This is a genomic window from Pseudomonas sp. AK106, from assembly GCF_053903055.1.
Genome location: NZ_CP096426.1, coordinates 4,979,212 through 4,992,816, shown reverse-complemented (window position 1 = coordinate 4,992,816; position 13,605 = coordinate 4,979,212). Strand labels below are relative to the sequence as shown.

General features: G+C 59.7%; 10 protein-coding genes. 8 read left to right on the top strand and 2 right to left on the bottom strand.

Annotated elements, in window-relative coordinates; all coding sequences use genetic code 11:
- Positions 1 to 132: 132 nt before the first annotated feature.
- Together M1E04_RS21975 and M1E04_RS21970 are read right to left on the bottom strand one after the other, a co-directional pair.
- Positions 133 to 1,557: an IS1182 family transposase gene (locus M1E04_RS21975; protein WP_456291445.1), complete on the bottom strand. Its 1,425-nt coding sequence runs from the start codon at positions 1,555 to 1,557 to the stop codon at positions 133 to 135.
- Between the two features lie 775 nt (positions 1,558 to 2,332).
- On the bottom strand, positions 2,333 to 3,238 hold the full coding sequence (locus M1E04_RS21970; protein ID WP_369319103.1) for a LysR family transcriptional regulator: 906 nt from the start codon (positions 3,236 to 3,238) through the stop codon (positions 2,333 to 2,335).
- 156 nt (positions 3,239 to 3,394) lie between these two features.
- On the opposite strand from M1E04_RS21970, the gene amaB reads away from it, so the two are divergent.
- The 8 genes from amaB to M1E04_RS21930 all read left to right on the top strand — a co-directional run bounded on the left by amaB (position 3,395) and on the right by M1E04_RS21930 (position 13,415).
- Positions 3,395 to 4,885 (top strand): L-piperidine-6-carboxylate dehydrogenase, encoded by a 1,491-nt coding sequence (amaB, locus tag M1E04_RS21965; protein WP_456292041.1) that lies wholly within the window; start codon positions 3,395 to 3,397, stop codon positions 4,883 to 4,885.
- Positions 4,886 to 5,109: 224 nt separating this feature from the next.
- Positions 5,110 to 6,393 carry an L-pipecolate oxidase gene (amaA, locus tag M1E04_RS21960; protein ID WP_456292040.1) on the top strand — a complete coding sequence of 428 codons (1,284 nt, stop codon included), beginning with the start codon at positions 5,110 to 5,112 and terminating at the stop codon, positions 6,391 to 6,393.
- Positions 6,394 to 6,749: 356 nt separating this feature from the next.
- Positions 6,750 to 7,886, top strand: coding sequence for an ABC transporter substrate-binding protein (locus M1E04_RS21955; RefSeq protein ID WP_192135310.1), 1,137 nt, complete (start codon positions 6,750 to 6,752; stop codon positions 7,884 to 7,886).
- A gap of 185 nt (positions 7,887 to 8,071) precedes the next feature.
- Positions 8,072 to 8,986, top strand: coding sequence for an ABC transporter permease subunit (locus M1E04_RS21950; RefSeq protein WP_065987780.1), 915 nt, complete (start codon positions 8,072 to 8,074; stop codon positions 8,984 to 8,986).
- 2 nt (positions 8,987 to 8,988) lie between these two features.
- Positions 8,989 to 10,284 carry a high-affinity branched-chain amino acid ABC transporter permease LivM gene (gene livM, locus M1E04_RS21945; RefSeq protein ID WP_065987779.1) on the top strand — a complete coding sequence of 432 codons (1,296 nt, stop codon included), beginning with the start codon at positions 8,989 to 8,991 and terminating at the stop codon, positions 10,282 to 10,284.
- Positions 10,284 to 11,159 carry an ABC transporter ATP-binding protein gene (locus M1E04_RS21940; RefSeq protein WP_065987778.1) on the top strand — a complete coding sequence of 292 codons (876 nt, stop codon included), beginning with the start codon at positions 10,284 to 10,286 and terminating at the stop codon, positions 11,157 to 11,159. Before livM ends, M1E04_RS21940 begins: the two co-directional genes overlap by 1 nt.
- Positions 11,156 to 11,872, top strand: coding sequence for an ABC transporter ATP-binding protein (locus tag M1E04_RS21935; RefSeq protein WP_065987777.1), 717 nt, complete (start codon positions 11,156 to 11,158; stop codon positions 11,870 to 11,872). The genes M1E04_RS21940 and M1E04_RS21935 overlap by 4 nt, the downstream gene beginning before the upstream one ends.
- Positions 11,873 to 12,644: 772 nt before the next feature.
- On the top strand, positions 12,645 to 13,415 hold the full coding sequence (locus M1E04_RS21930) for an SDR family oxidoreductase (RefSeq protein ID WP_065987776.1): 771 nt from the start codon (positions 12,645 to 12,647) through the stop codon (positions 13,413 to 13,415).
- Positions 13,416 to 13,605 lie beyond the last annotated feature (190 nt).

Genomic DNA, 13,605 nt, shown 5'->3' with positions numbered 1-13,605 from the left:
CGATTCCATGGACTGGCCTGAACTCCAATTGTACAGACCGTGTGAAAACCAGCTACTCAGCAGCTAACCAAAAAAAATGCCCCGATCAACTCGGGGCATTTTCCATTTATACAGAGAAGAAAAAGACCTTCCTCAGGCCAGTAACTCCATCATTCGGCGCACACCCAGCACGTTGATCGCTCTTTTCAGGTTGTAGGCGTTCACCGCCAGCGCCATTTCCGTTCGCGCACCTTTGAGCTGGCGAAGCAGGAACCGGCCATTGCCGTAAATCCATTGTTTGAGGTTGCCAAACGGGTGCTCAACGATGCTTCGTCGAGCCTCGACGATTTCCGGGTGGGCCTGCATTCGCAGCGCCATTCGCTCAAATGCATCTTCATAGGCATGACGTGTGATCGAGCGGTATTTGGTCTTGGTGCATTGGTTTTTAAGGGCGCAGGATCCACAAGCGCCAGCGCTGGCGCGGTAGAAACGCTTTCCCTTGTTCAACTGAACCAGCGTCAGCAAATGGCCGGTCGGGCATTGATAACGATCATTTTCACGATCATAGGTGAAGTCTTCCCGACGGAAAAACGAGGGCTCTTCGACCTTGCTGTTGATGGTTCGATTGATCGGTACATACGCTGTGATGCCCGCGTCGTCGCAGGCTTGGAAGTGCTTGCCGCTGGAGTATCCAGCATCAGCCGTGACGGTCAGATTCGGCTGTTCCAGCACTTCCTGAGTCGCTTTTGCCATCGGCTCCAGTTGCTTTCGATCGTCGCTATCCTGAGTGACTTCGTGGTGCACGATCAGGCTGTTTTCAGCGTCGACTGCGGTCTGCACGTTGTAGGCAACGGCCATGCCCTGCGGGGCTCGCATCATCCGCGCATCGCTTTCGGTGCTGATGAATTGCGTAATTTGCAGCTCGTCCATCAGTGCCTGGCAGGTCAGGTTGTCGTCCCGCTTGGCGGTCAGTTTTGCCAGTACCGTTTTAACAGCGCTTCGATCCACCACCTCTTCATTTTCGTCGCGATCCGCGCTGTCCAGATCCTCCAGATATTTCGCTATCCGGCGATCAAGTTTTTCCTGATCGCGCTTGAGGTGCTTGGTGCTGATGTGACGACGGGCCGAGGCTACGGCCTTGAATTTGCTGCCATCAATAGCAACCAGATCACCTTTTACCAGGCCTGCCGAACGGCAGAACTGAACAAACGCGCGGCACGTTGCGGAGAACGCAGTGGCGTTATCTTTGCGGAAGTCGGCGATGGTTTTGAAGTCCGGCGCGAGGCGGTTGAGCAGCCACATGACTTCGATGTTGCGTTGGCACTCAGCCTCAAGCCGGCGCGAAGACCGTATGCGCTGGAAGTAGCCGTAGATGTAGAGTTTGAGCAGGTCGGCGGGGTTGTAGGGCGGACGTCCGTTGCCCTTGGGAATAGCTTTATCGAACCCCAGAACCCTGAGATCCAGGCGCGAAACATAGGCATCAATGACTCGGACAAGATGGTCTTCGGGAATGACCTCATCTATTGAAACCGGAAACAGGCTGGTCTGGTTGCGCGATTCGCCCTGGATGTACGCCATAAGAAAATGCCCCGCATCTTTCGATGCGGGGCATTTTCTTAGATCTGAGGCAGGTTGGCTAGGTTTTCACACAGTCTGTGTAGGACCGGCTTTAGCCGGGAAGGCGTCGGTGGTCACGGCGCAGATTTGATGGTGCGCAAACTGGCCTCTTCCCGGCTGAAGCCGGTCCCACTAAAAGCATCGCGTGCATCCAATGGGGCTGGCTGGAACCCCAACGTGTGGGACCGGCTCTAGCCGGGAAGGCGTCGGTGGTCACCGCGCAGATTTGATGGTGCGCAAACTGGCCTCTTCCCGGCTGAAGCCGGTCCTACTAAAAGCATCGCGTGCATCCAATTGGGCTGGCTGGAACCCCAACGTGTGGGACCGGCTTTAGCCGGGAATGCGTCGGTGGTCACGGCGCAGATTTGATGGTGCGCAAACTGGCCTCTTACCGGCTGAAGCCGGTCCTACTAAAAGCATCGCGTGCATCCACTGGGGCTGGCTGGAATCCCAACGTGTGGGACCGGCTTTAGCCGGGAATGCGTCGGTGGTCACGGCGCAGATTTGATGGTGCGCAAACTGGCCTCTTCCCGGCTGAAGCCGGTCCCACTAAAGCATCGCGTGCATCCAATGGGGCTGGCTGGAACCCCAACGTGTGGGACCGGCTTTAGCCGGGAAGGCGTCGGTGGTCACGGCGCAGATTTGATGGTGCGCAAACTGGCCTTTTCCCGGCTGAAGCCGGTCCTACTATGAGATTGCGCGACGTCAGTAGGACCGGCTTTAGCCGGGAATGTTTTTACTTCGGCGTTGGCTCGTTGAGCTGTTCGAGCATCCATTCCACAAACACGCGGATTTTCGGCACTTCGGCCGCGTGCTCCGGGTATGCGAGGTAGTAGGCGTCCTGACTGGGCAGGGCGTGGGTCCAGGGGATGATCAGCTTGCCGTCCGTCAGCTCTTCTTCCACCAGAAACCGGGGCAGCAGCGCGACGCCGCAGCCCACTTGCGCCGCACGAATGCACATATAGATCGTTTCGAAACGCGGGCCGTGGTAGCTGTGCTCGGTCTGGTAACCCTGACTGTCGAACCAGTCATGCCAGGCCTGGGGGCGGTGCGCGTTTTGCAGCAGGACCAGATCGGTCAGTTGCGTAGGATCGGTGAAGGGTTCATCGGGCAGGCTGCCGGGAGCGCAGACCGGGATCAGCTCTTCGCTGAACAGCCTCACGCTCTCCGCACCGGGTCGGGCACCTCCACCAAAATAGAACGACAGGTCGCAGCGGCTCTGGGCTACATCATCGCTCTCCTGTTCGTTGACCAGATCCAGATGAATGTGCGGATGACGCAAGCGCCAGCCCTTGAGCCGTGGCACCAGCCAGCGGGCGCCGAAGGTCGAGGGTGTTGACACCCGCAGGACTTCGGTTTCGCCGCCGTAGGAACGCAGGAAGTGCGTCGACATTTCCATCTGCGTGAGCACTTTGCGCACCTCTCCCAAGTACAGCGCACCGGCTGGCGTCAGTTGCAGGCGTCGACGCACCCGTCGGAACAACAGGTGCTGCACCAATTCTTCCAGCTGGGCGACCTGCTTGCTGACCGCGCTCTGGGTGAGGTTCAGCTCCTCGGCCGCGCGGGTGAAACTCAGGTGACGGGTCACCGCTTCAAAACATTGCAGCGCGGTGACCGACGGGAGATGGCGTTTGCTCAGCATATTCGGCTCGTTCAGCGTCAGCATGAAAAAACGGAATGATATCTCGCTTAATCGTCGTTTGTTGCAGTGTCGCCGGCCAGCTATTACTAGAGGCTGACGAAATAACCCACATTTGGCATTCCGCTTTTGCGCTTACGAACAGTTCCAGGAGAAACCATGCTCAACGACCTGCTTACCCGACTCGGTGTCGACGCCGCGCTTTATCAACAGGGCGACAAGCCTGTTCACACGCCAATCGATGGCAGCCAGGTCGCGTCGGTGAGCTGGGAAAGCGCCGCCGAAGTCGAGCAGCGCATCACCCGCGCCGAACACGCCTTCGAAGCCTGGCGCAAAGTGCCTGCACCCCGTCGCGGCGAGCTGATTCGTCTGTTTGGCGAAGCGCTGCGCAAGCACAAAGCCGACCTCGGTGAACTGGTGTCGTGGGAAGCCGGCAAGATCACTCAGGAAGGGCTGGGTGAAGTGCAGGAAATGATCGACATCTGCGACTTCGCCGTCGGCCTGTCGCGCCAGATGTACGGCCTGACCATCGCTTCCGAGCGCCCGGGCCACCACATGCGTGAGACCTGGCATCCGCTGGGGGTTGTCGGCGTTATCAGCGCGTTCAACTTCCCTGTCGCGGTCTGGTCGTGGAACACCGCGCTGGCGCTGGTCTGCGGTAACGCGGTGATCTGGAAACCGTCGGAAAAAACGCCCCTCACTGCGCTGGCCTGTCAGGCCCTGTTCGATAAAGTCGCCGCTGAATTTTCGGATGCTCCGCAGTACCTCACCCAATGCATCGTCGGCGGCCGCGAAGCCGGTGAGGCGTTGGTCGATGACATCCGCGTCGCATTGATCAGCGCCACTGGCAGCACGCGCATGGGCCGCGAAGTGGCGCCGAAACTCGCTGCACGTTTCGCCCGCAGCATTCTGGAGCTGGGCGGCAACAACGCGATGATTCTGACCCCGAGTGCCGATCTGGATCTGGCCGTGCGCGCGGTGCTGTTCAGCGCCGTCGGCACGGCCGGTCAACGCTGCACCACCCTGCGCCGTTTGATTGCGCACTCGTCGGTGAAGGCGGAGTTCGTCGAGCGCCTCAAAGCGGCGTACGCCAAAGTGCGCATCGGGCATCCGCTGGAAGGCAATCTGGTCGGTCCGCTGATCGACAAGCAAAGCTACGAAAACATGCAGGAAGCGCTGGAGCAGGCGTTGAGCGAAGGCGGCAAGGTGTTCGGCGGCAAGCGCCAGTTGGAGGAGAAATTCCCGAACGCGTATTACGTCTCGCCGGCCATCGTCGAGATGCCGGAACAGAGCGAGGTCGTGCGCAGCGAAACCTTCGCGCCGATTTTGTACGTGGTGGGCTATGAGGAATTCAGCGAGGCGGTTCGTCTGAACAATGACGTCCCCCAAGGTCTGTCGTCCTGCATCTTCACCACCGACGTGCGCGAGGCCGAGCAGTTCATTTCGGCACTGGGCAGCGATTGCGGCATCGCCAATGTCAACATTGGCCCGAGTGGTGCAGAGATTGGCGGCGCGTTCGGTGGCGAGAAAGAAACCGGCGGTGGCCGCGAATCCGGCTCGGACTCCTGGAAAGGCTACATGCGTCGCCAGACCGCGACGGTGAACTACTCCCGCGAACTGCCGCTGGCGCAGGGCATTACGTTTGATTGATGGTTTGTGTAGGAGCGTGGCTTGTCCCGCGATCTGGCGCGCAGCGGCAGTAAGTTCTTGAACCCGGTTTGTCTGAATCAACCGGGGAAACGCATTACGACTGCTGCGCAGCCGATCGCGGGACAAGCCACGCTCCTACAGGTTTAAGCCGTCCGCGCGCATGCATTACCACGCGGAGCGTGGGAACGATCAATGGTCTGGCTGTCTCTTTCCGAGGTTTTGCGATGCCGTTACGCGAAGAATGTCTGTGGGAAACGCTGACGCCGCAGAGGCCGGAAGCGCCCGCGTTGCGCGGGGAAGTGACGGTCGATGTGTGCGTCATCGGCGCAGGCATCACGGGTTTGTCGGCGGCCCTTCATCTGCTTGAGCAAGGCAAGACGGTCGCTGTCGTCGAAGCTCATCGCACCGGGCAGGGCGGGTCCGGCCGAAACGTGGGACTGGTCAATGCCGGCCTGTGGATTCCGCCTGACGAAATCGAAGCCGGATTCGGCGAGACAGTCGGCAGCCAGCTCAACACCATGCTCGGCAACGCGCCGTCGCTGGTCTTCAGCCTCATCGAAAAATACGGCATCGACTGCCAGGCCACGCGCAAAGGCACGCTGCACATGGCCCACAACGCCAAAGGCGAGCTGGACCTGCGCAGCCGTGAACAACAATGGAAGCGTTGCGGCGCGCCTGTGGAATTGCTCACCGGCAAGGCCTGTCAGGACGCGACCGGCACCACCGAGATCACCTCCGCTTTACTTGATCACCGCGCGGGCACCATTAATCCGATGGCCTATACCAGCGGGCTGGCGGCGGCCGTTACGCAGTTGGGAGGTCAGCGTTTCGACCACTCGCCGGTCAGACGCCTTGAGCGACAAGGCTCGCGCTGGTGCGTGATCACTGAAAGCGGCGCGGTGCTTGCCGAGCAAGTCGTCATCGCCTCCAACGCCTACACCGAGGGCGAGTGGACGGAGCTTCGGCGCAACTTCTTCCCCGGCTATTACTATCAAGTGGCCTCGGCGCCGCTGACCGAAGACGCGGCGCAGCGGATTTTACCGGGCGGGCAGGGCTCCTGGGACACGCGGCAGGTGCTCAGCAGCATCCGTCGCGATGCCGATGGCCGGTTGTTGTTGGGCAGTCTGGGCAATGGCAATCAAAAGCCTGGCTGGTTTCTCAAAGCGTGGGCCGATCGTGTGCAACAGCATTATTTCCCGTACCTCAAAACGGTCGAGTGGGAATGCACCTGGACCGGCTGCATCGCGTTCACGCCCGATCACTTGCCGCGAATGTTCGAGCCTGCACCAGGACTGGTCGCGGTCACCGGTTACAACGGACGCGGCAACACCACTGGGACGGTCGTCGGCAAAGCATTCGCCGATTACCTGTGCAGCGGCAACGCCAGTGTTTTACCCATCCCCTTTGCGCAGATGCAGCCGCTGGCGGCCGTCGGACTGCGCAGTTCTTTGTACGAGGCTGGCTTTTCGCTATACCATGCGGGCCAGTGCCTCAGAATCGTGATCTGAGAAGAATTCTCTCTCCAAAACAACGCTTTCTCCTACATCCACTACCCTCAAATGGTGCGGCCCGTAGCGGATCCGCACCGACGGTGTGCAGTTCGGTGACGCACGCTGTAACAACAGGGTTGTACAGGTGAGAACGGCGCGGTTGCGCGTCTGTCTCGCCAGGGTTGCTCTTTTAAAGTCGTGAGGTTGCACCTTGCGCGGTTTAGACGGTTGCACGCCCCGTGAAAAAGGGCAGAAATCAGTCGGATAGCGACAAAACGACGAGTTTCTCAAGAATAAAAAACCGATGGCACGCCACTTGCTCGCAGCAGCTCTGTGGTCGCAGTGCTAATTAAAAAACCCAGGAGCACCAACTCATGTCGCAGACGTTCTACAGAAAAGGCTTTCTCGCACTCGCCGTGGCTACTGCCATGGGTGCGGCTTCATTTGCGCAGGCAGCCGACATCAAGATCGGCGTTGCAGGCCCGATGACCGGCGCCAACGCCTCATTCGGCGAACAGTACATGAAGGGCGCTCAAGCGGCTGCCGATGCCATTAACGCTGCGGGCGGCGTCAACGGCGACAAAATCGTCCTGACCGCCTACGACGATGCGTGCGAACCGAAACAGGCCGTTGCCGTCGCCAACAAGGCCGCGTCCGACAAAGTTGCCGGCGTTGTCGGTCACTTCTGCTCCTCCTCGACCATCCCGGCGTCGGAAGTCTATGACGAAGCCGGCATCATCGCGATCACTCCTGGCTCTACCAACCCGACCGTGACCGAGCGCGGCCTGAGCGCCATGTTCCGCATGTGCGGTCGTGACGATCAGCAAGGCGTCGTTGCCGGCGACTACATCGTCGACGTGCTCAAGGGCAAGAAGATCGCCGTCATCAACGACAAAGACACCTACGGCAAAGGCCTGGCAGACGCCACCGCCAAGCAGCTGACCAAGCGCGGCGTGAAGCCTGTGCTGGAAGAAGGTCTGACCCGTGGCGAAAAAGACTTCAGCGCCCTGGTCACCAAGATCCGCTCCGTTGGCGCTGACGTCGTTTACTTCGGCGGCCTGCACCCGGAAGCCGGTCCACTGGTTCGCCAACTGCGTGAGCAAGGCCTGAAAGACGTCAAGTTCATGTCCGACGACGGCGTTGTGACCGACGAGCTGGTGACCACCGCTGGCGGCGCGCAATACGTCGATGGCGTGTACATGACCTTCGGCGCCGACCCGCGCATGCTGCCAGACAGCAAGGCTGTGGTTGAGCAGTTCCGCAAATCCGGCTACGAGCCAGAAGGCTACACCCTCTACGCTTACGCTTCGGTTCAGGCCCTGGCTGCTGGCTTTAACGGCGCCAAGTCGAACAAAGGCGAGGACGCTGCCAAGTTCCTGAAAGCCCATCCTGTCAAAACCGTCATGGGCGAGAAAGCCTGGGACACCAAGGGCGACCTGAAAGTCTCTGACTACGTGGTTTACCAGTGGGACAAGGATGGCAAATACCACCAGCTCGAAAAGCAGAAGTGAGTTAAGCGCTTAGTCGGATCGGCCGTTTCCCGGGGGTGAGCCGGGAAACGTTCTGATCCGGTAATCGGCGCTGTCTGACAGCGGCGCCGGATTTCTTCTGTTGCCACTGTGTGCGCCGCTCTGTTCCTCACGAGGGAATGGTCGCCGCGCGTCAGGCTGGCCTTTCAAGTTCGTGAGCGTGCGTGATGGACGGTATTTTCCTGCAGCAAATGGTCAACGGCCTGACACTGGGCTCGGTCTATGGCCTGATCGCCATCGGTTACACGATGGTCTACGGCATCATCGGCATGATCAACTTCGCCCACGGCGACGTGTACATGATCTCCGCCTACCTCGCAGCCATTGGCCTCGCCGTACTGTCGTTCTTCGGCGTTGAGTCATTCCCCTTTCTGATTCTCGGCACACTGATCTTCACCATTGTGGTGACCGGTGTGTACGGCTTCGTCATCGAGCGCGTGGCGTATAAACCGCTGCGTAACTCGACCCGTCTGGCGCCGCTGATCAGTGCGATCGGCATCTCCCTGATTCTGCAGAACTACGCGCAGATCGCTCAGGGCCCACGCCAGCAAGGCGTACCGACCCTGCTCGAAGGCGCCATGCGCTTCGATGTCGGCAGCGGCTTCGTACAGATCACCTACACCAAAATCTTCATCCTGATCGCCGCCTTCGTCGGCATGGGCGTACTGACCTACATCATCAAGTACACCAAGCTGGGCCGCATGTGCCGCGCCACGCAGCAGGATCGCAAGATGGCCTCAATTCTGGGCATCAATACCGACCGGGTCATTTCCTACGTGTTCATCATCGGCGCGGCCATGGCGGCACTGGCCGGCGTGCTGATCACCATGAACTACGGCACCTTCGACTTCTTCGCCGGCTTCGTCATCGGCATCAAGGCGTTTACCGCAGCGGTCCTGGGCGGAATTGGTTCGTTGCCGGGCGCCATGCTCGGCGGGCTGATCCTGGGGGTGGCCGAGTCGCAGTTCTCCGGCCTGATCAACTCTGACTACAAAGACGTGTTCAGTTTCGGCCTGCTGGTAGTGATTCTGATCTTCCGTCCCCAAGGCCTGCTGGGTCGCCCACTCGTGGCGAAGGTATAACCATGTCTGCACCTACTAAACCCATTGATATCAAACAAAGCCTGATCGACGCGGTGATCGCCGGACTGCTGGCGTTGATCGTGTTCGGCCCGATCGTCGGCATCGTGCTCGACGGTTACGGCTTCAACCTGCAACCAGGGCGCGTCGCCGTGCTGGTGGGCGTGGTCGTCGTCGGTCGTTTCTTCATGAGCCTGTTCCTGCAGACGCCGAAGGGCGTGGCCATCGCCCAGAGCTTCGAAAACTCGGGCTCAGGCGTGCACGTGCTGCCACCGGGTTACAAGACGCGCCTGCGTTTCATCATTCCGCTGATGATTCTGATTGCGGTGATTTTCCCGGTCTTCGCCGACAAGTATGTGCTGACCGTGGTGATCCTCGGCCTGATCTATGTGCTGCTGGGCCTGGGCCTTAATATCGTGGTCGGGCTCGCCGGTCTGCTCGATCTGGGTTACGTGGCTTTCTATGCGATTGGCGCGTACGGCCTGGCACTGGGTTATCAGTATCTGGGCCTGGGGTTCTGGTCGGCGTTGCCGCTGGCAGCCATTGCGGCGGCGCTTGCCGGTTGCATCCTCGGCTTTCCGGTACTGCGCATGCACGGGGATTACCTGGCGATCGTGACCCTGGGCTTCGGCGAGATCATTCGTCTGGTGCTCAATAACTGGCTGTCGTTCACCGGCGGACCGAACGGCGTGGCGGTGCCTGCGCCGACCTTCTTCGGCCTGGAGTTCGGACGTCGCGCGAAAGACGGCGGCATCCCCATCCACGAGTATTTCGGCTTCGAATACAACCCGGACCTGAAATTCATTTTCATCTACACCGTGCTGTTCCTGGTCGTGTTGGCGGTGCTGTACGTCAAGCATCGCCTGACGCGCATGCCGGTCGGCCGCGCGTGGGAAGCACTGCGTGAGGACGAAATCGCCTGCCGCTCCATGGGCCTGAACCACGTGCTGGTCAAGCTTTCGGCTTTCACCATCGGCGCCTCGACCGCAGGGCTGGCCGGCGTGTTCTTCGCCAGCTATCAAGGCTTCGTCAACCCGACCTCGTTCACCTTCTTCGAGTCCGCGCTCATTCTCGCCATCGTCGTGCTCGGCGGCATGGGCTCGACCGTCGGCGTGGTCATTGCGGCGTTCGTGCTGACCGTCGCACCGGAACTGCTGCGCAGCTTCGCGGAATACCGCGTCTTGCTGTTCGGCATCCTCATGGTGCTGATGATGATCTGGCGTCCCCGTGGCTTGATCCGCATCAGCCGTACCGGCGTGCAGCCACGCAAAGGCGTGCTGGCCAAAGTGGAGGGCGCGTGATGAGCGACGAAATCGTTCTGTCCGTCGAAAACCTGATGATGCACTTCGGCGGCATCAAGGCCCTCAGCGACGTCAGCCTGCAAGTGCGGCGCAACTCGATCTTCGCCCTCATCGGCCCGAACGGCGCCGGCAAGACCACCGTGTTCAACTGCCTGACCGGTTTCTACAAAGCCACCGGCGGGCGCATCGAGCTCAACGCGCGGGGCAAGAAAACCAACGTCATTCAGTTGCTCGGCGAACAATTTCGCGCCGCCGACTTCGCTTCGCCCAAGCGCTTCGGCAGCCGCCTGTACTACAAAATGTTTGGCGGCACGCACCTGGTAAACCGTGCGGGGCTTGCGCGTACCTTCCAGAACATTCGCCTGTTCAAGGAAATGTCCGTCGTCGAGAACCTGCTGGTCGCACAGCACATGTGGGTCAATCGCAACATGCTGGCCGGCATCCTCAACACCAAGGCCTATCGCAAGGCCGAAGAAGACGCCATGAACACCGCGTTCTACTGGCTCGAGGTGGTGGATCTGGTGGACTGCGCGAACCGTCTGGCCGGTGAGCTTTCCTACGGCCAGCAACGCCGTCTGGAGATCGCGCGGGCGATGTGCACGCGGCCGCAGGTCATCTGCCTGGACGAACCGGCAGCCGGCTTGAACCCGCAGGAAACCGAGGCGTTGAGCGGCATGATTCGCCACCTGCGCGACGATCACGACATGACCATCGTGCTGATCGAGCACGACATGGGCATGGTCATGGGCATTTCCGACGACATCGTCGTGCTCGACCACGGCAACGTGATCGCCAAGGGCAAACCGGAGCAGATCCGCAACGATCCGAAAGTGATCGCGGCGTATCTGGGCGCTGATGAAGAGGAGTTGGTATGAGTAAGCCGATCCTCGAACTGAAAGAGATCGACGTGTATTACGGTCCGATTCAGGCCTTGAAGAAAGTCTCGATGCACATTGACGAGGGCGAAACGGTCAGCCTGATCGGCTCCAACGGCGCGGGTAAATCCACGCTGCTGATGTCAATCTTCGGCCAGCCGCGCGCGGCCAGTGGACAGATCATCTATCAGGGCACCGACATCACCCACAAGTCGTCGCACTACATCGCGTCCAATGGCATCGCGCAGTCGCCGGAAGGCCGCCGTGTGTTCCCGGACATGTCGGTGGAAGAGAACCTGATGATGGGCACCATCCCCATCGGCGACAAACACGCCAGCGAAGACATGCAGCGCATGTTCGAGATGTTCCCGCGGCTTAAGGAGCGTCGCAATCAGCGGGCGATGACGATGTCCGGGGGCGAACAGCAAATGCTCGCCATTGCCCGGGCGTTGATGAGCCGTCCCAAGTTGCTGTTGCTGGACGAACCGAGCCTGGGGCTGGCACCCATCATCGTGAAGCAGATTTTCGCAACGCTGCGCGAGCTGGCCCAGACCGGCATGACCATCTTCCTGGTCGAGCAGAACGCCAACCATGCGCTGAAGCTGTCGGACCGCGCCTACGTGATGGTCAACGGCGAGATTCGCCTGACGGGCACGGGTAAGGAATTGCTCACCAACGAGGAGGTCAGGAACGCCTATCTAGGCGGTCACTGATTGCTGATCAATGCGGCTCAAACAAGCCCCGGGTGGATAACTTCCGGGGCTTTTTTATGCGGTAGCCGAATTGTGGAAAACAATTTTGGGCAGATGCGAAAACGCGACATATAGCCGCTGCAAATCGCTGTTTTGTCACGCTTTTGACTTGTTCAGTTTTACTGTGGAGGTGACTGTGAATAAGTTGGGAGCAGCTGGCTGGAGGCCTTTATTTACGTGGCTTGCAGCATGCTGATCAATATTTGACCAGTGCTTTCGGCCGGTATTTTTAGGGGGTTTGTCAACGTTCTTGTGGCTGGTTTTTTATACAGTCTTTATAAGGTGTCTGCCTGTGGATAAGTCTGTGTGCAACCGTTGGAAAGACCGCCGCAGATAGCGCAATCTCTGGCGTTCACGCAGCAATCCTGTCCGCGCACCCAAGTCTTGAGAATAGTCGACGGCAGATGGCCCATGGCCGGTCAAGTAAAAACATGCGCTGAGTTACCCACACGCCCCGTATGCCGGGACTTTCGGCGTTTTAGAGTTGCCCCCAGAAAATGTACGTCTGACTGTGGATAAGGTGGGCAAAAGTGTCTGCAGGCCACATGGTGTAAGGGTTGGGAGCAATTGGTCGTTTTTTGTACAGCAGAGCGGTTGTATGAGGATGTTGCGGATGGTGCTTGATCCCGGCCTGTGCGGGCGGGCATTCTCCAGAACCTTCCTACACGCAACGCTGCTTGCGTGACATTCCCGCTTGGCTTGATAAGCCCGCATCTTTAGTCAGGAGAAAGAAATGACCTCTACCGTATTCATTACCGGGGCCACTTCCGGGTTTGGCGAAGCCTGCGCCCGTCGTTTTGCCGAGGCGGGGTGGTCGCTGGTGCTGACCGGTCGCCGTGAAGACCGCTTGCAGGCGCTGAGCGCCGAATTGTCGAAACAGACCAAGGTGCACACGCTGACGCTGGACGTGCGCGATCGCGCAGGCGTGGAGCGCGCCGTGGAAAGCCTGCCGGCTGAATTCGCGAAGATCCGCGGCTTGATCAACAACGCAGGCCTGGCGCTGGGGATTGATCCTGCACCCAAGTGCGATCTGGATGACTGGGACACCATGATCGACACCAACATCAAAGGGCTGGTTTACACGACGCGCACGCTGCTTTCGCGTCTGATCGCCTACGGCCGCGGCGCCAGCATCGTCAACCTTGGCTCGGTTGCGGGGAATTATCCGTACCCGGGCGGTAACGTATATGGCGGCACCAAAGCGTTCGTCGGACAGTTCTCGCTGAACCTGCGCAACGACCTGGTCGGCACCGGCGTACGGGTGACCAACCTTGAACCGGGGCTGTGTGAGAGCGAGTTCTCGCTGGTGCGTTTCGGTGGCGATCAGGCCAAGTACGACGCCACCTACGCAGGCGCCGAGCCGATCCAGCCCCAGGACATTGCCGACACCATCTTCTGGATCATGAACACGCCGGCCCACGTCAACGTCAACAGCCTGGAGCTGATGCCCGTGAGCCAGACCTGGGCCGGGTTTGCAATTGATCGCAGTCGCGGGGAGAAATAAGTAGGGTTTTAGGAGATTAGCGTCGCCCGACACGCGGCGCGTTCTTGAGGGCAGCGCCGTCCATGTGGGAGTGAGCTTGCTCACGAAGACGGCATTCCAACCGCTGAATATTTAGCGGACGTACTTGCCCATTCGCGAGCAAGCTCGCCCCCACAGGGGTCGCCGCCAATCTCTGATGGGATGACCATCA

Coding starts and splice junctions, on each gene's coding strand:
- M1E04_RS21950 (WP_065987780.1), top strand. CDS start 8,072: ATGGACGGTATTTTCCTGCAGCAAATGGTCAACGGCCTGACACTGGGC.
- M1E04_RS21970 (WP_369319103.1), bottom strand. CDS start 3,238: ATGCTGAGCAAACGCCATCTCCCGTCGGTCACCGCGCTGCAATGTTTT.
- amaA (WP_456292040.1), top strand. CDS start 5,110: ATGCCGTTACGCGAAGAATGTCTGTGGGAAACGCTGACGCCGCAGAGG.
- M1E04_RS21975 (WP_456291445.1), bottom strand. CDS start 1,557: ATGGCGTACATCCAGGGCGAATCGCGCAACCAGACCAGCCTGTTTCCG.
- M1E04_RS21955 (WP_192135310.1), top strand. CDS start 6,750: ATGTCGCAGACGTTCTACAGAAAAGGCTTTCTCGCACTCGCCGTGGCT.
- M1E04_RS21935 (WP_065987777.1), top strand. CDS start 11,156: ATGAGTAAGCCGATCCTCGAACTGAAAGAGATCGACGTGTATTACGGT.
- livM (WP_065987779.1), top strand. CDS start 8,989: ATGTCTGCACCTACTAAACCCATTGATATCAAACAAAGCCTGATCGAC.
- M1E04_RS21940 (WP_065987778.1), top strand. CDS start 10,284: ATGAGCGACGAAATCGTTCTGTCCGTCGAAAACCTGATGATGCACTTC.
- amaB (WP_456292041.1), top strand. CDS start 3,395: ATGCTCAACGACCTGCTTACCCGACTCGGTGTCGACGCCGCGCTTTAT.
- M1E04_RS21930 (WP_065987776.1), top strand. CDS start 12,645: ATGACCTCTACCGTATTCATTACCGGGGCCACTTCCGGGTTTGGCGAA.